This is a genomic window from Paenibacillus sp. MT86 (genome assembly GCF_058792535.1).
Genome location: NZ_CM179499.1, coordinates 826,462 through 848,427 on the forward strand (window position 1 = coordinate 826,462; position 21,966 = coordinate 848,427).

The 21,966-nt window shown below is 52.8% G+C and carries 19 protein-coding genes and 1 riboswitch; of the genes, 14 read left to right on the top strand and 5 right to left on the bottom strand.

Features of this window, described 5'->3' with window-relative positions; translation table 11 throughout:
- The first annotated feature begins 144 nt into the window (after window positions 1–144).
- Window positions 145–1,023 carry a M15 family metallopeptidase gene (locus AC3RCL_RS03565; RefSeq protein WP_096777100.1) on the top strand — a complete coding sequence of 293 codons (879 nt, stop codon included), beginning with the start codon at window positions 145–147 and terminating at the stop codon, window positions 1,021–1,023.
- A 171-nt stretch (window positions 1,024–1,194) separates the two neighbouring features.
- Here AC3RCL_RS03565 and AC3RCL_RS03570 read toward each other — a convergent pair whose 3' ends face one another.
- On the bottom strand, window positions 1,195–1,563 hold the full coding sequence (locus AC3RCL_RS03570) for a hypothetical protein (RefSeq protein WP_012818902.1): 369 nt from the start codon (window positions 1,561–1,563) through the stop codon (window positions 1,195–1,197).
- A gap of 376 nt (window positions 1,564–1,939) precedes the next feature.
- On the opposite strand from AC3RCL_RS03570, the gene AC3RCL_RS03575 reads away from it, so the two are divergent.
- The 7 genes from AC3RCL_RS03575 to AC3RCL_RS03605 all read left to right on the top strand — a co-directional run bounded on the left by AC3RCL_RS03575 (window position 1,940) and on the right by AC3RCL_RS03605 (window position 11,916).
- The gene (locus AC3RCL_RS03575) at window positions 1,940–2,770 is read left to right on the top strand and encodes a zinc ribbon domain-containing protein (protein ID WP_492534590.1); all 831 of its coding nucleotides are present in this window, start codon (window positions 1,940–1,942) and stop codon (window positions 2,768–2,770) included.
- 97 nt (window positions 2,771–2,867) lie between these two features.
- Window positions 2,868–3,800, top strand: coding sequence for a TrmB family transcriptional regulator (locus AC3RCL_RS03580; protein WP_492534591.1), 933 nt, complete (start codon window positions 2,868–2,870; stop codon window positions 3,798–3,800).
- Window positions 3,801–4,023: 223 nt separating this feature from the next.
- A complete protein-coding gene (locus AC3RCL_RS03585) occupies window positions 4,024–4,335 on the top strand; it encodes a hypothetical protein (protein WP_009593441.1) in 312 nt (103 codons plus the stop codon).
- A gap of 117 nt (window positions 4,336–4,452) precedes the next feature.
- A complete protein-coding gene (locus AC3RCL_RS03590; RefSeq protein WP_492534592.1) occupies window positions 4,453–5,550 on the top strand; it encodes a metallophosphoesterase in 1,098 nt (365 codons plus the stop codon).
- Window positions 5,551–5,721: 171 nt separating this feature from the next.
- A complete protein-coding gene (locus AC3RCL_RS03595) occupies window positions 5,722–9,534 on the top strand; it encodes a stalk domain-containing protein (protein ID WP_492534593.1) in 3,813 nt (1,270 codons plus the stop codon).
- Between the two features lie 164 nt (window positions 9,535–9,698).
- Window positions 9,699–9,799: riboswitch (purine riboswitch) on the top strand.
- A 146-nt stretch (window positions 9,800–9,945) separates the two neighbouring features.
- Window positions 9,946–10,515, top strand: a complete 570-nt coding sequence (locus AC3RCL_RS03600; RefSeq protein WP_096777095.1) for a xanthine phosphoribosyltransferase — start codon at window positions 9,946–9,948, stop codon at window positions 10,513–10,515.
- A 39-nt stretch (window positions 10,516–10,554) separates the two neighbouring features.
- Window positions 10,555–11,916, top strand: coding sequence for a nucleobase:cation symporter-2 family protein (locus tag AC3RCL_RS03605; RefSeq protein WP_009593442.1), 1,362 nt, complete (start codon window positions 10,555–10,557; stop codon window positions 11,914–11,916).
- A 126-nt stretch (window positions 11,917–12,042) separates the two neighbouring features.
- Here AC3RCL_RS03605 and AC3RCL_RS03610 read toward each other — a convergent pair whose 3' ends face one another.
- The 4 genes from AC3RCL_RS03610 to AC3RCL_RS03625 all read right to left on the bottom strand — a co-directional run bounded on the left by AC3RCL_RS03610 (window position 12,043) and on the right by AC3RCL_RS03625 (window position 15,990).
- Entirely contained in the window at window positions 12,043–12,381 is a 339-nt protein-coding gene (locus tag AC3RCL_RS03610) for a DUF4870 domain-containing protein (RefSeq protein WP_009593435.1), read from the bottom strand.
- A 99-nt stretch (window positions 12,382–12,480) separates the two neighbouring features.
- Window positions 12,481–14,445: an electron transport protein gene (locus AC3RCL_RS03615; protein ID WP_096777093.1), complete on the bottom strand. Its 1,965-nt coding sequence runs from the start codon at window positions 14,443–14,445 to the stop codon at window positions 12,481–12,483.
- 63 nt (window positions 14,446–14,508) lie between these two features.
- Window positions 14,509–14,787: a hypothetical protein gene (locus AC3RCL_RS03620; RefSeq protein WP_009590511.1), complete on the bottom strand. Its 279-nt coding sequence runs from the start codon at window positions 14,785–14,787 to the stop codon at window positions 14,509–14,511.
- A 165-nt stretch (window positions 14,788–14,952) separates the two neighbouring features.
- On the bottom strand, window positions 14,953–15,990 hold the full coding sequence (locus AC3RCL_RS03625) for a serine hydrolase domain-containing protein (protein WP_492534594.1): 1,038 nt from the start codon (window positions 15,988–15,990) through the stop codon (window positions 14,953–14,955).
- A gap of 378 nt (window positions 15,991–16,368) precedes the next feature.
- Here AC3RCL_RS03625 and AC3RCL_RS03630 point away from each other — a divergent pair, with 378 nt between their 5' ends.
- The 6 genes from AC3RCL_RS03630 (at window position 16,369) to AC3RCL_RS03655 (ending at window position 21,936) form a co-directional block, all read left to right on the top strand.
- Entirely contained in the window at window positions 16,369–16,557 is a 189-nt protein-coding gene (locus tag AC3RCL_RS03630) for a hypothetical protein (RefSeq protein ID WP_006208082.1), read from the top strand.
- 268 nt (window positions 16,558–16,825) lie between these two features.
- On the top strand, window positions 16,826–17,575 hold the full coding sequence (map, locus tag AC3RCL_RS03635; RefSeq protein ID WP_096777091.1) for a type I methionyl aminopeptidase: 750 nt from the start codon (window positions 16,826–16,828) through the stop codon (window positions 17,573–17,575).
- 436 nt (window positions 17,576–18,011) lie between these two features.
- Window positions 18,012–19,061 carry a cytochrome c oxidase subunit II gene (gene coxB / locus AC3RCL_RS03640; protein WP_009590534.1) on the top strand — a complete coding sequence of 350 codons (1,050 nt, stop codon included), beginning with the start codon at window positions 18,012–18,014 and terminating at the stop codon, window positions 19,059–19,061.
- Between the two features lie 83 nt (window positions 19,062–19,144).
- Window positions 19,145–20,992, top strand: coding sequence for a cytochrome c oxidase subunit I (gene ctaD, locus AC3RCL_RS03645; RefSeq protein ID WP_374705894.1), 1,848 nt, complete (start codon window positions 19,145–19,147; stop codon window positions 20,990–20,992).
- On the top strand, window positions 20,989–21,609 hold the full coding sequence (locus tag AC3RCL_RS03650; RefSeq protein ID WP_009590523.1) for a cytochrome (ubi)quinol oxidase subunit III: 621 nt from the start codon (window positions 20,989–20,991) through the stop codon (window positions 21,607–21,609). Before ctaD ends, AC3RCL_RS03650 begins: the two co-directional genes overlap by 4 nt.
- Before the next feature lie 3 nt (window positions 21,610–21,612).
- A complete protein-coding gene (locus AC3RCL_RS03655) occupies window positions 21,613–21,936 on the top strand; it encodes a cytochrome C oxidase subunit IV family protein (protein WP_012818913.1) in 324 nt (107 codons plus the stop codon).
- The last annotated feature ends 30 nt before the right edge of the window (window positions 21,937–21,966 follow it).

Genomic DNA, 21,966 nt, shown 5'->3' on the forward strand with positions numbered 1-21,966 from the left:
GGCGCCGTAAATCGAGGCAAGCTGCCGAATACCTGACGTAAACGGTATAAATCCGTCATGATTCGTCAGCGGCTCGTTTGTCCTGTTTATTCCGAATAAGGTACAATGGGGGCAGGACAAACTGTGGGAAAGGAAGTAGCAGAGATGAATGCATTTTCGGGAAGAGGAATCCGGTTTACAAGCGTAATGCTGTCATCCCTGCTGTTAGCAGGGGCCATTCTGGCGGGATGCCAATCCGACGATGCCGGCTCCGGCAAGGAACAGGGGCAGGAATTGCAGTCGCCGGCCGAGGGCCAGGAAGGCAGCACGCTTCCTGAAGGCGGATCGGAGAATGGGGAAACGGGGGCTGAGAATCAGCCGGCGGATCCGGTCATGGCAAAGCGCAGCGAGAATGCACTCCAGGCCACCATCCAGGAGAGCGGCGGCAAGCAGGTCGTGACCAATGCGGAGGCCGTGACGGTAGTCGTGAACAAGCAGCGGAGTTTGCCGGACGGCTATGAGCCGAGTGATCTTGTGGAGCCGGCCGTTCCGTTTTCTTTTGACGAGCCGCACGAGAAACGGCACCTGAGACAAGAAGCGGCGGATGCGCTCGAGGAATTGTTCGATGCGGCCAAAGCGGACGGCATCGAGCTTCGGGCCGTATCGGGATACCGTTCTTATGCCCGTCAAAAAACCATATATGAGAACAATGTTCGTACCAAGGGGGAAGCCGAGGCTAACCGCGTAAGCGCTGTGCCGGGTACGAGCGAGCATCAAACCGGCCTGACCATCGACGTATCCAGCCCTAGCGCGGGCAATGCGCTGGAGGAAACGTTCGGCCATACGGAGGAAGGGCAGTGGCTGGCGAGCCGCGCGCCGGAATTCGGCTTTATCATTCGTTATCCGGAAGGGGCCGAGGATATTACCGGCTATGTATACGAGCCTTGGCATATCCGTTACGTAGGAAAGGATTTGGCACCGGACATCGCCGACAGCGGCCTGACGCTGGAGGAGTATTTCGACGAAGCGAACATTAAACTGTAAGCTGTGCTAATAGTCGTAGGATAAACGGGACTTTTTATCCTTGTACCGCGGCTTGCGAATCTATAAAGTAGAACAGGACCTGCGCAAGACCGGGCGATGTTCTAGTTATACAAAGGAATCCCGGAGCGGCTCGCTCCGGGATTCCTTTGTTTTTGGACTGAAGCATTCGGATTACTTATTCAGTGGCGAGTCTTCATAACCGGGATCATCGTAGCCGGTATCGTTCAGCTTGCCGATGATGTTCATATCCTCGATGGTTTTGCGGGTGCGTTCATCCCCATGTTCATGGAGAAAGGTGTACAGATTAATCGTCCGTTCATCGTATTCCTCGGCGGCATCGTCATGATCTGCCGATTTATATGGGACGAACGTCCGTTTAAAAGCATATCGGTCGCTGCTGCTGACCTCATGGAGCAGCCCCCTCAGCTTCGAGACCTCTTCATCATCCATATATACGACATATTCGTTCGTATCGTTCGGTACATCCTGGATCAGGTTGTGATTGACTGAAACATAATACGTCTTTTTATCGTTTGTCATGATAAATCCCTCCAGACTTCGGCAGCTCAAGGCTGCACGGAATAGGATACGGGGTTTAAACCGGCCGCCGCCCCTTGCTATGCATTTTTCTAATCATATACACGTTCGGGGGCCGGATGAATCAGAAGCGAAGTTGGAAGGGGCTTCCTTTTTCACATGGGGCAAGGAATTTGGTATGATAGAATCACCATGACGGCAGTATACTGGACGATGAGGATCATATCATGACACATGAGCAAATCTGCGAACTGCAAAGAAACATGGGGCAGCCGGTTTATGGCTGGCTATAAATCGTTTATAACCTTGATGAAGAGATACGACAATGTGCCGGCGTACCGCCGGTGAATCGGGATATGAGAAAGAGGAGGATTCATAAATGAAGATTTTACAGAAACTCAAGGATGGAGCTAACCGCGCAACGGAAAAGGCGCAGCACGTGGTCGAAGTGAATAAGCTCAACAGCCAAATTTCCGAAATCGAACAGCAGAAGAACTCGTATTACTTGCAGATGGGTAAAGTATTCTATGAGGGCTACCGTCAGCAGGATATGACGATTGCGGAAAAGGAGATGGTCGAGCTCGCGCAAACCTGCGATGGATTGCAGGAGCAAATCGAAGCGATACGGAACCGCATCGCGGTGCTCAAGAATGAACGGGTCTGCGAATGCGGACGCGTGGTCGCGCTGGACGCGAATTTCTGCCCGTATTGCGGAAACAAGCTTGCCAATTTGATTGACCCTGAGGAGTCAGCGCCGGAAGAGCCGCGGGAGCCCGAGCGCAAGAGCATGTTCGATAAACGCGAATATGCTGCGGCTGAAGAAATCCAGGAGGAACAGGACGATGTCCAGACCTATGATTATCGTCCGAATCCGGATCCGTACGAGCCCGACCTCTACGATCCTGAACCGGAACGCCAGCGCGAGGAGATCATCGAGCGATCGTCTGAACCGGATGTTGATCCTGAACGGCTGCGCCTCGAGCAGGAGGAGCAGGAAAGGGAACGCCGCCATTGGGAAGAGCTTGAGCGCGAGCGGGAGAGACAGCTGGAGCTGGACCGCCGCATTCGTTTCTGGCAGGAAAATAATCAAAGTCAAGACTACGTCGGAGACGATGAAGCGACCCGCGACATGGTGAAGTGCCAAATTTGCAGCGTCGACCTGCCGAAAGGCTCGAAATGGTGTCCGCGCTGCGGAGCTGAACAGATTTAAGAGATAGGGATTCGGACGATCATGCCCTTGCGCGATGAATAAAGGACAGTGTGAATGATAGAGCAAGCGTTCGAGCATCTATGGGAGGACTAATATTATGGAACAATTGCTGCATCATTTGCGCAATTTGGGATTTACGGAAATTGAGTCGAAGATTATGGTGGACCTTGCCGAGCATGGGCCTGCAGGCGGGTATGAGGTAGCTAAACGTTTGGGCGCTTCGCGTTCCAACGTCTATGCGGCCATGCAGCGTCTGGAGCGGCAGGGAGCGCTTGAGCGAATGGACGGGGAACCTGTCCGTTACCGCTCGCTGAAGCCGGAGGAATTGACGCGGATGATATCCGGGCGCGTGGAGGCATCCCTCGCTTTTGTGGAGAAGAGCCTGCCGCGGAGCAGCGGCACGGCCGCTCCCTTCCTTAGCATGGAGGGGGATCAGGCGGTGCTTGATGTGCTTGTACGGGAACTGAAGCGGGCGAAACGGGAGATCGTCGTTGACGTCTGGCGCGAGGAGGCGTCGCTGCTCCGTGAGCCGCTGGCGGAAGCGGAGGCCAGAGGGGTAAAGGTGCTGTGGGCTTGCGACGGTCCGGATCAGGGACTCTCTAGAACTTTGGCGTGGCCCGGGTGGAGCGACCTTGCGAATCGCAGGGCCGGCGGCCGGAAGTTCTCGTTTGTCGTCGATCGGCAATGGTGCATCTTAGGGATGCGCGGCGGGGACTATGATACGGGAGCGGTCATCACGGAGCATCCGGTCATGGCAGAGCTGCTCTTGCATCATTTTACCCAGGAGATGGTATTGTTCCAGTTGGAACAGGATATGGGCGGGCAGCTGGAAGCGCGTTACGGAGAACACTTTGGCCTGATTCAAAGCGAGTATCTTAATGCGGAGCCGGAGGCTGAAGACCAGGAAGACCAGGAAGACCAGGAAGACCAGGAAGACGTGGCTGCGTCATCGATAACCCGCCCGCTGGCGGGGCGTGAAGGCGATCCCGAAGAAGAAGTGAACGGGGACTCCAATCGCAATACGGCCTAGGGGCACGTTGTAGATCAATACCTTTCTGGAAGTGACTTTTGTCACAGTTAAGCATCATGTTTCATCGTAGAATGGAATAGACATAATGATTAGGAACGCCGGGATTCATCTTGGCGTTTATTTGCTTAAGACCGGCAACCGGCTTGAATGAAGGCCGAGATGGCAGGAGAACATGAATGAGACGGGTATGAACCGATAACATAACAACCAAGAAGGGAGATGGATGAGCATGGAATGCATCGTTCATTTTACAGTCGGACATAAAGAAGGCCCCAAGAAGCTGCGGGGATTGATTTTTGTTGATAAGGGAGAGACTCCTACAGGTGAGCAGCTGCTCGATATGTTTCATGAAATGGAGTACCGGGTGGTGCCTGACCCGCATGATGAACTTCTCTTTAAACCGGAGAACGGCGCGGAAAGCTATACGTATATACGCGTGAATGAATTGGATATGGGGCAGGAGCGATATACGGAAGACCGTAATTTGAAGGCGCTGCTGAACGAGCTGCTGCCGAAACAACGCACGGGTTTGTAACGGCTTCTTGATGCTATTTAGAACCATGCGAAGATCATAAGCCCTCCGCCTTCCGCCAACGTCCGCTGGGATTTGTAAAATCCGCTTGCTATAATGGATGTACGGAAGGGGATGGCGATGTTTATTATTGCAGGAATCGTGGCGCTTTTGATATACGGCTTGCTGGTTTATTATATTGGACGAAGCGTATGGAGCTGGTTGAGGCCGGGGCCGTCCATGGCGCTCAAATGGGTATACATAGTCGTGCTGACCGTGGTATCGACATCGTTTATATCAGGACGGTTTTTCGGTAATCCAACCGTGCTGAATATTATAGGATCGTATTGGATGGCTATTTTTTATGTGCTGATTATCCTTCTCCCGTTGATGCACATCGTGTTATGGCTGCTGAGGATGACGGCATTGCGAAGAGATGGGCTGGAGAAGGCGGCGGTATCCGTCGTGCTGGTGCTGATGGTGATCGCGATCGGTTTCGGCTCCTTTAACGCTTATAGTCCAACCGTACGTGCTTACGATATTCTGGTGGACAAGGATGCGGGTACCATGGAGAAGCTGAATATCGTCATGGCGTCCGATATGCATTTCGGCGTCCTGTCTGGCAAGGCGCACGCTGAGCGCATGGTGAAGGAGATCAACGGCTTGAAGCCGGATCTGGTGCTGTTTCCAGGCGATATTATTGATGATGATCTGGATGCTTATTTAAGCCAGGGGATAGATCGGATTTTGAGAGATATCCAGGCGACCTATGGCGTATATGCTTCGCTTGGCAATCATGACCGATTCGAAGGGGAGATTACGGAGCTGATATCGGCTCTCGAGGACAGCGGCATGACCGTGCTGTATGACGAGAAACTGACGGTGGAGGGCTTGACGCTGGTAGGCAGGCGGGATAAGCAGGATCAGGACCGCGCCGATTTGTCCGCGATCATGGAAGGGGCCGATTTATCCAAGCCGGTCTTTCTGCTCGATCATCAGCCGAATGCGCTGGACGAAGCACAGCAGCAGGGCGTTGATCTGATCGTGTCGGGGCATACGCACCGCGGTCAGGTATTCCCGGCTCATTTGATTACGAGGGCCCTGTTCGAGAACGATTGGGGATATCTGCAAAAAGGCCGGATGCATTCCATCGTGTCCTCGGGCTACGGCTTCTGGGGACCGCCGATTCGGCTGGGCTCCCGCTCCGAGATCGTGCAGATCCATGTTACGTTTCAATAGATGAAATTGTCGGAGAAAGCTACCGTTGAGGTGGCTTTTTTTTGATGTCAGATATATCAGGAAAATTATGTATCCAGATAGGACCGGATTATTGTATGATTTTTGCTAGAAATATCACTTAGGTATAGGGGGGTTAAGGATTTGGTTTCGATTAGGTTTAGAAGGATGGGCATGATGGCATTAGCCGCTGTCCTTGCGGGGAGTATATTTGGGGGAGCAAGCGACGCCATGGCAGCATCAACTGCACCTCTTCCAAGCAAAGAGAAGCTCGTCGCCGGCAACGGATTACCTTTAGGTCAATCGACTACGATTGCAGGGGGGCCGGGGAATGCAGCCGGGCTATCCTCGTCACTGGCTTCGGAAGGATTGCGACAACCGGGCAGTGTGGCTTGGCTGCCTGACGGCTCCGTTATCGTATCCGATACGGAGAACCATGTGATTCGCAAAATAAAGGACGGGAAGAGCAGCATTCTCGCAGGTGCCTCCTTGTCCTACAAGCGGGACGGCGGGGGACTTCCGATCGGCGGGCTCCTGGATGGCCAGGGCGAGCTTGCGTTTTTGAACCGGCCGTCCGGGATTGCCGTTGACGGAAAAGGTCAAGTGTACATAGCCGATTCAGGCAACCATGCGATTCGTAAAATCGATCAAGCGGGCAGGGTAACCACCATAGCGGGCAACGGACGGATGGGGCTGAAGGACGGGAAGGCTCAAGATGCCTTGTTCCAAGAGCCGCAGGACGTTGCGGTTACGGAGGACGGCATTCTGTTTGTGGCGGATACACTAAACCACGTCATTAGGAGAATCTCCCCGGGTGGGGAAGTAACGACGATTGGCAGCCCGTCGACGCGTGCTGTCCAGGTTCGCACCGGAGTCATCGCCTTGGCAGGGGACTACAAGAACGGATCGCTTGCTGAAGCGCAATTTAACGAGCCGGCAGGTCTTGCGCTTGACGGTAAAGGCAATTTGTATGTCAGCGATTCGGGCAATCACGCGATCCGCTATATCGATTTCGGGAAAGGGACCGTTTCGACGGCCGCCGGCAGCGGTCCGTCATCCGATGGCTACGCCAAGGACGCGTTATACGCAGATCCTGGCTATCTGGACGGAGCTGCGGGTGCAGCCCGCTTCAACTCGCCTCGGGGATTGGCATGGAGCGCGGAGGATGGACTTCTCATTGCAGATTCCCATAATCATGCCGTGCGTCAACTGAAAGACGAACGCGTATCCACCATGGCCGGCGGAACCAGAGGTTACGCGGATGGAATTGAAAGCGAGGTCAGATTCAACGCGCCGGCGGATATTGCCGTTGCTTCGGATAGTGGGGAGCTGTTCATCGCGGACCAACGCAATGGGGCCGTCCGGGCATGGTCCGGCTATAAGACGCCCGATGCCTGGCAACCAGGCCAAGGGATCGCCGCAGCTTATGGAGATCAGGCGGCTCAATTGGGCGACTTGGCCGTTATGAAAGAGGGCCAGATCGTGGTGCCTGTCAGAACGTTAGGCACGCTGCTCGGAACCCGTATGAGTTACGATGCCAAGAATAAGGAAATGACATTAGCCCTTGGCGAGGATGTCATCACGCTGCAAGCCGGAGATCCCTATATGACTCGGGATCAGGCAGGCAAAGAAGTTTCCCGAGCGGCGACGGAAGTTGAGCCGTATATCGCCAACGGCCAGATGATGGCTCCGCTGCGAGCGGTGGCCGAACTGATGGGCAAGGATGTCCAATGGAACGAAAGCGGCAAGCTGGTTATCATCCGGGATTTGGCTGAACGTGAAACGAAGCCGGGGGATGTTAGCTTCAGCACTTCGAAATTTACGCCGCGACGCATGCAGATCGTGGAAATCACCGGTTCGGCCAAGATCCGTTACGGCGGGTATGCGCAGGTGGATGCCTACAAGGGGATGATGCTGGGCGAAGACGATGAAATTGTTACCGGCTCCGGCACGGGAGGCGCCAAGCTTCGGATTCTGGATACGGAAGATGTCATTACGTTAGGCAACGACACGACGCTGGTGGCCGAGCAGCTTCGCAAGATTGGCATCTCCAACGTAACTCGGCTGAATCTGGAGGCTGGGCAGGCTTATTATGATGTTACCGACTTGGCCCGGTCGACGGATCGATTCGACGTGCGGACCGGTTATGCGGACAATAGCGTACAAGGCACGCATTTTATAATCACCGTCAACCCCTTAACAGGAATGACAAACGTAGTGACGGCTAGCGGGAAAGTCAGCTCTTCGCTGGTGCCGGCAGGCACAGAAGGTTCCTTGCTGCTATCCGGCATGGTCACGATTAGTCCCGCGCAACAAATATCGTTAGGCGGTTCACAAGAGGGACGACCCCCTGTACAATTCATCGATATTGAGGATTTGATTGGGAACGCTTCGCCGGGAATCATTGCTCAGATAATTAAGAATAAGAACGACATCGACCGGGAGAACGAGGAGTTTCTTGAGAAGAAGCGGCAAGAACTACAGTCCGGGCAAAGCGGAAACGGCACCCAGGACTTGATTATGAAATCGCCGGACGATTTGGCAAAAGTCGCGGATAATTTGAATAACCTCATCGGTAATATCGCGAAAGAGGCGCTTGATAAGAAAAAAGCCAGCCAAGAAGAATTAGATAAACTGATTAAAGAAGCAAACCCGGATTCGGGGAAGATATTTGATCTTGGCCAAGTGAAAGATTTGGATAAACAAGCCGGCCTCGACCCTGCCTTGGAGCAGGCGCGCTTGGAAGCACTGAAGCGCAAGCAGGAAGAGGTACAGAAGAAGCAAGATCAACAGCAGAATCAGCTGGATCAGCTGCATGAGAAACTCGGCGATATGCTGGCAAAGATCGAGCAGCAGAAGAAGCAGCAGGACGAAGCGAACAGGAAAGCACAGGAGGAAATGAAAAAGAAGGCCGAAGAGCAGCTTCTTCAATCCTTAAGCGCAGAGGAGAAGGCACGCTTTCTCCAGGGCAAGAAAGAGGCGGAGCAGGAGAAAGGCGCTCGGCTGCCGACGCCGGTTATTCCTGGCGGCGGCTCGGGATCAGGAGGCAGCGTATCGCCGCCAGTAACCGGTCCGCCTGTGACCGAGCCCCCAGTGACTGAGCCTCCGGTAACGGAACCTCCTACGACGGAGCCGCCTGTGACCGACCCTTTCGTGAAGGTTATATATAGCGATGATATGAGCAGTGAACTGTCGGCCCGCCCAGACAATTATTTTGGATCCATTCATTTCGAGACGAAAGGCTATGCCGATGACATGGAAGTTCAAGTCAGGGTGACGCTGACAAGGGATGGAAGTCCGGTCGTGGGTCTGCCTGTCCGTCATGGCGAGCAGACGGTGGAATCCAACGCAGAGGGAAGCTTTACGCTGCAGTCTGTTGATGGTATCGGCTTTAAGTTAAGCGAGGTCGCTTCGCCGGATATTCCGCTGGAGTTCTACGCCGATCTGCTGGAGCCGGGCAGCTATACGGAGAAGATTGAGCTGCTTGAGATCAAGGAAGGACAATTGACTGTGCTTGGAGAAGGCGTCCGTTCCATCCAGGTCAGTCCCTTCTCGCAGTTCGAATTCATTGGCGAAGGGCCGTTTCCGGCAGCCCTTGATATGTATTGGGGGTTTTCTTCCAAAGCGTACGGACTGAGCGAGGATACCCGGGTTGGCTACGAATTGACGATTCTCGATGACCATGGTCAGCCGGTAAGTCTGGGCGTACTCGGATTCCGGATGAAGCCGCATGAGCCGGGAACGGTTCCGACGGAGGGGTATGAGATCGCAACTCCGGATCGTGAAGGGGTGTACCGAGTGAATGCAGGTTTAACGGCTGGGGATATGGATCTGGGAGGGAATGGGAGCGATATCCTGTTCCGCTGGCAGCAAGCTCATGTCGGGACTTATACGCTCCGTATCCAGCTGGTTGATATAAACAGCGATATGTCGGTGCCCATCGGTGAGCCCCTGGAATGGATAATCGAAGTGACACCTACAAGTTGATGCAAGGGAGGGCTGTCCCATTAATCGTATGGGGCAGCCTTTTTTTTCTTTAATTGACCAGTAGTTTATTATTTCCGTAAATTTTCACTTTATTTTTTCATAGGGAATGCGTTATACTTCATTCATTCGGAAATATAACATTTATACGTAAGCATTCTAAGGAATTCGGATATCATACATTTTCTCGTATAGGTGCAGGAATCGGCCTGCATGTCTCTACCCGATCACCGGAAATGATTGGACTACGGGTTATAGCAGCAGCGGACAAGCCAGGTCAATTCCGTTTGATCGGACGGCTAACGGTGCGTTTTTGCTGCTTATGCCCACTTGTTTCTTTCCCGGCGATTCGGTGAAGGGAGGAAGTGGGCTTTTTTGCTTGGAATGCGGACAACAAATTTAAGGGGGAGCATCATGCAATTACTGCAGAACAAAGTGAAAGAGGAAGGCATTGTATTAAGCGGACAGGTACTGAAGGTGGATTCGTTCCTGAATCACCAGATGGATCCGGTATTGATGAAAGAGGTGGGAAAGGAATTTACGCGATTGTTCAAGGAAGCGAACGTGACTCGCGTATTGACCATCGAATCCTCCGGCATCGCACCGGGCATCATGACCGCGCTTGAGATGGAAGTGCCTCTCATCTTTGCACGGAAGCAGAAATCGCTGACGCTCCGTGAGGATATATTCGTGGAGAAGGTGTACTCCTTCACGAAGCAGGAGACCAACGAAATTACGGTCGCTAAGAAATTCATCAAGCCAGGCGATAAAGTATTGATCGTGGATGACTTCCTTGCCAACGGCGAGGCGGCATTCGGGCTTGCTCGAATCGTCGAGCAGGCGGGTGCCGAAGTGGTGGGCATCGGGATCGTCATTGAAAAGGCGTTTCAACCGGGAGGACGCCTGCTGGCCGAAGCGGGCTACCGGGTAGAATCGCTCGTACGGATTGCATCACTTGACGACGGCGTTGTGACATTCGCATAGAACGAAAGCTAACAAATTAACGGGGGGAATCAACAAGCCATGGAACAACAGAAACAAGCGGTGCAAGAACCGATTTTCGATAAAAATCGGAGTCCGGGCAAAACCTTTTCGCTGGGTTTGCAGCATGTATTGGCAATGTACGCAGGGGCAATCATCGTACCGCTTATCGTTGGCGGGCAGCTCGGTTTAACGACGGAGCAGCTGACGTATCTCATCGCCATCGACCTGCTGGCATGCGGGGTCGCTACTTTGCTGCAGGTATTCGGGAACAAGTACTTCGGTATCGGCCTTCCGGTCATGCTCGGCTGCGCGTTCCAGGCCGTAGGTCCGATGATCATTATCGGACAGCAGCATGGCATGTCGGCTATTTATGGAGCGATTATCGCTTCCGGTTTATTTGTCATTCTGTTCTCCGGTTTATTCGGTAAGCTGATTAAGGTATTCCCGCCTGTCGTTACAGGCTCTGTTGTTACGATTATCGGTCTGACGCTGATCCCCGTAGCCTTGAACGACCTTGGGGGCGGCCAAGGCAGCGAGGATTTTGGCAGCGCACTGAACATTTCCCTTGGCTTCGGCGTTCTTGCCTTCATTATTATCATGAACCGTTTTGCCAAAGGCTTCTTGCGTTCGATCTCCGTTCTTTTGGGTCTCATTCTCGGCACCCTGGTTGCCGCGTTATACGGCGGGGTCGATCTCACCCCATTGCGCGAAGCCGGCTGGTTCCGCGCGCCGCAGCCTTTCTTTTTTGGCACGCCGGAGTTTAAAATCGTTCCGATCATGACGATGATTCTGGTAGCGATCGTCAGCGTTGCCGAATCGACGGGCGTATTTATGGCGCTTGGCAAAATCGTGGATCGCGATATCACCTCCAAGGACTTGTCCCGAGGTTACCGTGCGGAGGGTCTTGCGATTGTGGTAGGCGGTATTTTCAACTCGTTCCCGTATACCACGTACTCCCAAAACGTTGGCTTGATTCAGATGAGCCGCGTGAAGACGCGCGACGTCATCGTAGTGGCAGGCGGTTTGCTTGTATTGATCGGATTCGTGCCGAAGATTGCCGCCATGACGCAGCTTGTGCCGACGTCGGTTCTGGGCGGGGCGATGGTTGCCCTGTTCGGCATGGTGGTGTCTTCCGGCATTCGGATGTTAGGGGATCAAGTAGACCTTAACCGTCATGAGAATCTGTTCATTATCGCGTGTTCCGTCGGCATGGGTCTTGGCGTCACAACCGTGCCGGGCCTGTTCGCCAGCCTGCCCGACAACCTGCGCATTCTTGCCGATAACGGCATCGTGGCCGGCAGCTTGACCGCGATTGTGCTGAATCTGATCTTTAACGGCTTGAAATATACGAAGCCGACCCGCACTGAGCGAGGCGAGACGACAGAAGGGCACGCAGCTTAAGATGATCTTCGAAAGCAGCCGGATCCGTTCCGGCTGCTTTTTTGATCCTGATCGGTCTAGGGCTAAAGCCCAAAAAAAACGGCTTCCTCCCAATCATGGGAGGAAGCCGTTTTTGCATGACCTAGCTTAGATACGCTGCATTTGTTTCTCCGCGAAATTGCCGATCCATGGCAGCTTGAACCATTTTCCTTGAATGGCGTTAAACATAAGCACCAGCCACATCAGCACGCCGACCAGCGCCAGGAGGGCGGAGGCCAGAAGGCCGATGATGGGCACCGCGCTCGACAGCAGGTGGGCGACGGCCAGAAGGCCGAAGGCCAGCAAGGACTGCAGCGCATGGAATATGACATATCGGCTTCTCTTTTCTAATGAAAGAAACAGAATTCCTCCGACCATCGGAAGAAGATAGCACAGCGTCGCGGCCAGATTCTCGGGAAGTCCTGTGGACGATTTGAAAGGGGACATCTCATCAACTCCTTGTCTTAGACCGGTTCTGGGGTAGGGCAAGCTATATACCTTACCTTATGAGCCGATGGGACAAAGTATGATGGATATATCCCGGACTTATTTCATTTTCAATTGGAGCAGATATTTCACGAGCGCATCCTGCTGCTCCTGCGTGAACCCGCTGCTTTCGTCGACCCAATACTCATGTCCCTGACCGGTGACGTGGGTGTCCCTGAGTCTCGAATCCTTGCGGTTCGCCTCAACGACCCGCAGTCTCAGCTTGCGGTCGATCAGGGCTTTCAGGCTGTTGTAGGGATCCGGGTGAATGCCCTTCATAAGCGTTGCCGGCACTCCGGCTTGCGACAGCTCCGGCCCGACCGCGACGCCCCCGTCGTGCAAATACGGTGCCGACCAGCGGAGGCCGATCAATCCTTTGACCTTATAACCGCCGCCCGATTTATGGCCGAAGCCCAGCTGAATCTGCTCCGGATCTATTCCATCCAGCGGGACTTTAGTCGCCTTGGCGTCCGGAGGAATCGGGACAGGCGTGTCGGGCGGGTAGAACTCCGCCTCGCCAAAAGCGTTCTGCGTAAAATGGAAGGCCTTCGCCCTTGCAGGCTCGGTGCCGATTTCTGCCGCACGCAGAATGCGGTTGTTGGTAAAATAGTCGCCTGCGTGGCAAGTGATGCACTGCGCTTTTTTGAAAACTTCCGCCCCGAGGCTGAGGGTCTTGGCATCGGAGGTTTCAGCCTTATCGGTTTCAGGCGGACGGACGGTATTCTGATAAGCGGACATGGCATTAACCTGCTCCCCGGCCTTAAAACCCGGCGAGCTGATATACAGCCCGTTCGGCGCTATGGCCGAAACCTTGGGGAAGTTCGGAATCTTGATGACCTCATTAACGCCGGGGGTTCCGGGATTCGGGTCCAGGCGGTCGAAGAATTCGGTCGGCTTCAGCCCGCTGCTTGGATCATAGCGAAACTTGCGATGGGCCGCATTTTGCAGGATGGTGCCCACATAAATCTCTTTGTCGATCCCCATTAGCGGCTCGCTGACCTCGGTTTGGCTCAAGGTATCCGTATTTTGGGCGTGAACATTGTTGCTGAAGGTGCTGAGTCCTTTGAAGGGACCCGCGATAGCGAAGCCGCTCCAGCTGTACGGATGGTCGCCCTTTGTAAACATATCGGGAATTTGGGTCACGTCGCTGACCTTATCGACGGTGGTATCGAAATTGCCGGGCGCCCATTTGATCAGATTGTCGTCAACGGCTTTTTCCAGCAGGGCGGGATCCGGGAGGGCTTCGGCTTGCCCTTTGGAATTTATGACGGTACGCTGCCCGTTCTTGACATAATCCACGAGGTTCGCAACGTCCGTGTGGGTGAAATACGCTGCGCTATTCGGGGCCAACGCCAGCATTAAACCGAGGTTCAGATCGGAATTGGGCGCGCCTTCCACGACCCTTCCCGTATCACGGTTCACGGTGGCATGGCAGGCCATGCAGCTAACGCCGATGCGGGTTTTGCCTTCGGCATATTTGAACGTTACGCCAATGGGGGAATAAGCTCCTTTGGCTACGTCAAAGCCGGTATCGATTTTATCCCCCTTGCGGAAGGTTTTGCCGCCGATGGTCACATCCTGATCAAGCTCGACGCGCAAATTGGTGGTTCCCCGTCCTTTCAGCTCGGCAAGGGCTTTAGCAACGTTTTTGAGCTTCATCGGACCGTCGACGATTCCCAAAATATCGGTCAAGAACACCTCATTGCCAAAGGATTCCTCATACATCGTGCGGCGCCCCAGGGCAAGCAGCTCTTTGTTTACCTCAACTGCGCCATTGGCCGCTGTCAAACGGGGGTGCTGATCCTGCAAAGCGGTTCCCGGGACCGTAAGCGTCTTGCCCCACAGGTCATACTGGCGAATGACATCGGTTTGCCGGACTTGGATTTGCGTGGAATTGGAATTTTCCAATTTATGCGCAGGCGGTACATAGGCATACTCCGGTTCCACGACATTAGCTATGAGCCATAAGGCTGCCGCGATGGCGATCGGGATCAGCCACAGCAGAAGCCGCTTCGATTTTCGCATATCAAATCACCCTTTTATTAGCGGGTCTGATGAATCATCTCTTCGCTGCCGTATGCAAGGGCTTTAATCTACCTCCACGTCATGGCGGAGCGGAGATTCGGCATTCACCTGTTTATCCGGACCTTTTTCTTTCGGAACCAGACGCTCGTCTGTTCTGCCTTGATGGTGGTTGTCGAAGTCATACTCCGCCAGCCGCCACTCCGTGGAGCCCATCTGCGGATCGAACGGGAATTCCTCTCCTCGCTTCAGGTATTCCTCCCGTCCCCATTCATTCGTGTACGTTCCGTCCACGTCAACCCCTTCTCTCGAAATCGGGTGAAGATTCTTGTCTTTACCGGACATGTCGCATGCTCCTCTCAGCTTGATTTTAAGAAATGATTCATATGGCATAAAGTAACCAGAAAGAGGGGGGACTATCCGCCGAAATTTGCATGTTAGCCAGTGAATGGGCTTGGAAAAGGCACAAACGCTTCTTGCGAAGAAAGAACGAGGTTTGCGATTTGCCAGCTATTCGGCGGAAGCCGCTGCGGATTTCAGGGCCTCGAGGATATGGCGTTCCAGCAGTACCCGCGGGTTCTTCCAGCGGCTGACCTTACTGTCTGCCGTAAATACGACGACCGTATCCAACTGGGGAAAAAGGTAGATTTGCTGTCCTCCATGGCCGTGGGCGAGCGCATAAACCGATCCGTTCTGAATGCCGGTCCACCATTGGAACCCGTAATCGCCGAAAGCCGGATAGCCTTTCACCTGCGGAGTGAGCGCCTGCTTAAGCCAGGTTTCAGGAATGACGGGCGTGCCTTGCCACTGTCCCCCGTCCAGGCAGCATTGACCGAATTTGGCCATGTCGCGGGAGGTAAGATACAGGCCGATATGACCCATGCTGTGCCCCTCGGGGCTCGGGGACCAGGCGGCATGGCGAATGCCGAGCGGCTCGAACAGATATTTCCGGGCATAGGTGTAGGCGTCCATTCCCGTGGCCTCGCTAATCGCAACGGAGAGCAGGTGGGAATCGGTGCTCCGGTATTGGAATCGGCCCATTTCCTGTTCGACGACAGGGAGGGATAGGGCGAAGCTCGTCCATTTCCGGTTGCGGTGGAAACGGTGGATGAGCGGTTCCCCGAGCTTTTTACCGGTTTGCCACGCAAAGCCCGAGGTCATCGTCAGCAGATGATGAAGGGACACGTTGCGCAATAACGGATGAGCTCGCTGGGGAACGTATCGCTGAAAGATATCGGTCACGGAGGCTTTCAGTTCAGGCAGTTCGCCGCGTGAGAGGGCGATGCCGCAAAGCGCAGACGTGAAGCTCTTGGTGGCCGACCTTAAATCATTCAGCGAGGATATGCCGTGGCCGCCGTAGTAGCGTTCGTAGATAAGTTTGCCGGCATGAAGGAGGAGGAAGCTCCGCATTTTCGGATATTGCTTCTGTATGATCAGGTCTACCCGATCGAGCGCGTCGCGCCGAAGGCCTGCGTCTTCAGGCTCCGCAACGGGAATAGGCGGGCTTGAGGCAACGGGGGAATGCAGGATAGTCTGTGACTTCACCATGATATAACGGCCTCCTTGTATCTCATCTTCTCAAATCTTTGATTCCGGTGACGGCATTCGCCGCTTGCAGCCGGCAGGATCGCTTAAAAGTATCTTAACCAATTCTGTGCGCAACCGATGACGCGGCGAAAAAACATAGTACAGAAAAACAATTTTTGGGAAAGATGAAACAAACAGAGGAATATGATATAATATATTAATGATTCAGTTGCATGCTGTTAGGGTATGTATAGTGTCAGGTGCATTGGTAAGTTGCTGAATATCAACCTAATGGTCACCGTAAGAACTGCAATATGGCTTCAACTTAATGAGGTAGATCTTTTCGGCATTCTCTTTAAACGGAGTAATTTATTCCACACGTTTTGGGAGGGATCCATCATGGCAACGAAAGGTCACAATGAGGTTAAGGAAAGTCTGCGGGAAATGACACGAATTTTCCGGCCTAAAGATCCGAAAAAATTTGTAAAGGAGTATGTCCGGAAGTACCATATTATGGGGGGCTACGAAGAAGAGCTTACTCTTGTTGTTGAGCATGAACTTGGCAAGCTGAATTCCTCCGTTTCGTAACCTGTAACAGCACCTGGTCTATAGAAATATCACAGACACGCATCGCATCTTCACCTTGTTAACGACTAATGACATGAACCATTTTAGAGCCTATGGTTAAACCGTTTTTGGGACAAATGTCCCGAAAGCGGTTTTTTTGCGTTTAGCCATTTTTCAATCATGGTGTCTTCGTGTTACGCGGAAAGTCTGCTTCTCGGGGCATTTTGCATCGGTCCCTACATATATTGTTAGCAATCGATCCGATAAGGATATAAGGGAGTGGGCAGATGTGAGGATACAGCTTAGACGGAAGGAAGAGATCGGACATATCCGCGAGGCCGGGCGCATATTGGCCGCCTGTCACCGTGAAATAGCGAAAGTCATCAAACCGGGGATCACGACCGGCGAGATCGATGCCAGGGTCGAGAAGTTTCTGGAGAAGAACGGGGCCTTCCCCGAGCAAAAAGGATACAAAGGTTTTCCTTACGCGACTTGCGCATCGGTCAACGAGGTGGTGTGCCATGGATTTCCGGACCAGCGGCCGCTGCAATCCGGGGATGTCGTCACCATTGATATGGTGGTCAACAAGAACGGCTGGCTGGCCGACTCGGGCTGGACTTATGCGGTGGATCAGGTTTCCCCGGAAGTAAGGCGGCTGATGAAGCATACGCACGAAGCTCTGTTTAAAGGGATCGAGGCCGCGCGGCACGGCGCAACCTTGGGTGACGTCGGCCATGCGATCGAAAGGGTTGCCGAGAGGGAAGGCTACGGGATCGTCAAACCGCTTGTCGGTCATGGCATCGGCCGCGCCATCCACGAGCCGCCCGATGTGCCGAACTATGGAAATCCCGGAAGGGGCCTCAAACTCAAAGCAGGCATGGTCATTACCATCGAACCGGTATTTACCCTGGGCCGTTCAGGGGCGGTGTTCTGGGGGGATGACGGCTGGACCATCTCCAGCGCGGATGGATCGGTGGGCGTCCAGTATGAGCATACGATTGCCATTACGCGTGGAGATGCTGTTATTCTGACGGATTAAGATGCCGAAAATATACCATAATAATAGGAGGCGTTCTTTGCAGGGCCGGTTGCGGCTTTCGAGGAACACCTCCTTCATCATGTTTGTTAGGGTCGAAAGGGGGGAGGGCTGCATACAGATTCAAAAAGGCGGAAATGACTGTATATATAGCTATGAAGGCTGTCGTTGACGGGATGTGAAGAATGTCGAATGAGGGGTCGCGGGGTGGAAGGTGCGATTTGAAAGCGATTGCAAAATCAGTAACGGCGCGACTTTGACGACTTTTCGAACAATTTGTGAACTCCCTGTGAATGATTGACAAAAGCAACCCATGAACTTATATTTAATAAGTGATTGCTTTAATTGACAGGATTACTTCATCCGTGATTGTGCAGGTAGATTACCGCTGTTTGCGCCGGATGGTAGTCTACGAAAATCGGAAAAGTGGGGTAGATCAATGATGAAACGGTGGCAGGCTGTAAAGCGTCTTCTTCCTTTGATGGCCATGTTTGCTTTGGTGTTATCCGGCTGCGGCCGAGAGGATTTGTCGGTCTTAAGACCACAAGGTCCGGTAGCACAAGGTCAACTGGATTTAATTAAGCTCTCCATTTCGATTATGATCGTCGTAATGGTTGTGGTATTTGGAATTGCCGCATACGTGCTTGTTAAATTCCGTAGAAAAAAGGGACAAGATGAAATTCCTGAGCAAGTGGAAGGTAACCATAAGCTTGAGATCATTTGGACGGCGATTCCGCTGCTCTTGGTGCTCGTGCTTGCAGTTCCTACTATTCAAAAGGTATTTGCTTACGGAGAGAACGACTGGAACAATCCAGATGCAGTTAAGGTGGAAGTTACTTCTCACCAGTTCTGGTGGGAGTTCAATTATCCAGACTACGGCGTAAGAACGGCTCAAGAGCTGGTTGTTCCCGTAGGCAAGAAGATTGCATTCCAATTAAAAACGAATGATGTGCTTCACTCCTTCTGGGTACCATCGCTCGGCGGCAAGATGGATACAAACACGGAAGGCAGCGTTAACTACATGACTCTGGTTGCTGACAAAGCGGATACATACATTGGTAAATGCGCGGAGTTGTGCGGTCCTTCCCACGGTTTCATGGAATTCCGGGTGAAAGCGGTTGACGATGCGGCATTTGACAAATGGGTGGCGGCATTCAAAGAGCCAGCCGTGCTTCCTGCGGATGCGGCACTCGCCGAGAAATTCAAGACCAACTGTCTTTCCTGCCACGCTGTGGGCGACCAAGGCGGAGCGATGGGTCCTAACCTGACCGGCATTGGATCCCGTGAGACGATTGCGAGTATCTTGCTGAACGACATAAGCGGCAAACCAGGCACTAAGCCGACGAAAGACAACCTGGTGGAATGGCTGATGGAGCCTCAGGCTGTAAAACCTGGCAACACGATGCCTAATCCGAAGGATCTCGGCTTCAGTGACGAAGAAATCGAGCAGATTGCCGATTACTTGGCCAATTATAAGTTGGATTATTAATACAGCAAGAACTTTAAAAGGGGGTACAAACCTTGGCTCACGCTCATGCTTCTAGCCATAGCGTCAAACGCTACACGGGGATCATGGATTGGCTGACAACCGTCGACCACAAGAAAATCGGTATATTATACCTGATCGCGGGTGGTTTCTTCTTCGGGATAGGCGGTATCGAAGCGATTCTGATTCGCTTGCAGCTGATCAAGCCGATGAACGATCTGGTATCGGCTCAAGTATTTAACGAATTGATTACAATGCACGGAACGACGATGATCTTCCTTGGCGTAATGCCAGTTATCTTCGCCTTGATGAACGCGGTCATCCCGCTTCAGATCGGCGCGCGCGACGTCGCGTTTCCGTTTCTGAACTCGCTCGGATTTTGGACGTTCTTGTTCGGTGGACTTTTGCTTAACCTGAGCTGGATTATGGGCGGCGCGCCTGATGCGGGCTGGACGTCCTATACGCCGCTCTCCACCAACGACTATTCGTCCACGCACGGCGTAGACTTTTACACGATAGGACTTCAGATTGCAGGTCTCGGTACGTTGATCGGTGGTATCAACTTCCTGGCTACCATCATTACGATGCGTGCGCCTGGCATGTCCTTCATGAGAATGCCGATGTTTACATGGACGGCGTTCATCACTTCGGCCATGATTCTGTTCGCATTCCCTGCCATTACGGTAGGTCTCGTATTGCTCAGCTTTGACCGTTTGCTCGGTGCCAATTTCTTTGATGTTGCGGCAGGCGGAAGCCCTGTATTGTGGCAGCATATTTTCTGGATTTTCGGTCACCCTGAAGTTTACATTCTGATTTTGCCGGCGTTCGGTATTATCTCAGAAGTTATCCCTACATTCTCCCGTAAACGTTTGTTCGGATACAGCTCCATGGTATTTGCAACCATCCTGATCGCCTTCTTGGGCTTCATGGTTTGGGCTCACCATATGTTTACGACAGGTCTTGGACCTGTAGCGAATGCGCTCTTCTCCATCGCAACGATGCTGATCGCCGTTCCTACCGGTATCAAAATCTTTAACTGGCTCTTCACGATGTGGGGCGGCCAAATCCGCTTCACCAGCGCAAACCTGTTTGCGATCGGTTTCGTACCGACCTTCGTAATGGGTGGGGTTACCGGCGTCATGCTGGCTTCTGCTCCTGCAGACTTCCAGTTCCATGACACGTACTTCGTTGTAGCTCACTTCCACTACGTTATCGTTGGTGGTCTGGTATTCGGTCTGTTTGCCGGCCTTCACTACTGGTGGCCAAAAATGTTCGGCCGTATGCTGAACGAAACGTTGGGCAAATGGACGTTCTGGTTGTTTGCCATCGGCTTCCACATGACATTCTTCGTACAGCATTTCCTTGGATTGCTAGGTATGCAGCGGCGGATTGTCTCGTACTTGCCGAACCAGAATTTCGACGAACTTAACTTCATCAGTACCATCGGTGCAATCTTGATGGGGATCGGCGTATTGCTCTTCTTGGCTAACATTGCCGTCACTACAAGAAAACCGGTTGGCGTTGCAGCGGATCCATGGGAAGATGGACGCACGCTCGAGTGGAGCATTCCTTCTCCACCGCCAGAGTACAACTTTAAGCAAATTCCGCTCGTTCGCGGCATTGACGCTTACTGGAAAGAGAAGATGGCAGGCAATAAAGAGATGACACCATCCGAGCCGGTTGGTCCGATCCATATGCCTTCGCCAAGCATCCTTCCGTTTGTGATGTCACTGGGTCTGTTCATCGCGGGTCTTGGTTTCATGTTTAGCACGGAAGACTTCTCGAATTCGTTCATGAGCTTAATCTTCAATAAATATATCGTTCTGATTGTTGGTCTTCTGATTACGTTCGCGGCAATGATCGCTCGTTCCCTGTACGATGATCATGGATATCACATCGAAGTTGAAGAACTGGAAGGGGAGGGTAAAGCATGAGTCACGCTGAACATGTAAACGGCGAACTTCCTCACGAGCCCGAGAAGGCAACACTCGAAGGCCGTAATAAGGTTCTTGGTTTCTGGCTCTTCCTCGGTGGAGAGGCCGTGCTCTTCGGTACGTTGTTTGCAACGTTCCTGGCGCTTCGCGGCCAGAACAACGAAGGTCCAACTGCTGCTGAGCTGTTCTCACTGCCGATCACGGCAGCAGCAACGCTGATATTGCTTGTCAGTTCCTTGACCAGCGTGTTCGCCATTCAGGCGCTGCACCGTCATAATATCGAGAAGCTGAAGCTGTGGCTGATCGTGACCGTTGTCCTGGGTCTTGGATTCCTTGGCCTTGAGATTTATGAATTCTATGAATATGTTGTGCATGAATCGTTTAACATGAAGACGAGTGCATTCTCGTCTGCATTCTATACGCTGGTTGGCTTCCACGGCGCCCACGTTGCTTTCGGGGTCGTGTGGATCAGCCTGTTGATTGCTCAGCTGTACAGAAAAGGGTTAACCGTGGTTACAGCACCTAAGGTTTATGTGTCTGCTATGTACTGGCACTTTATCGACGTTGTATGGGTGTTCATCTTCTCGGTCGTATACCTTCTTGGAAAGGTGGGCTAAGGAATGACTGCGAATCAACAATCCAATGAGGGGCCTACAGTGAAACACCGCCATCGTGTGGAAGGTCCTGAGAAACACATTGTCGTCTTTATTTTCTCCATCGTCTTGACTGCGATTGCTTTTGCGGCTGTCGCAGCCGGAGGCATCAACACAGCATTTACGATCATCCTTTTGCTGGTTATGGCTGTGTTGCAGGTGTTCGTGCAAATGGGTTACTGGATGCACTTGAAGGACAAAGGGCATCTGATGCCAATCCTGTTCATGATTGGCGGCTTCTTCGTAGCTAGTACCTGTATTGTCATGGCACTGTTCTGGGTTTGGTGGTAAAATGAAAAAGAGGTGGGCTACTTCAGCCCC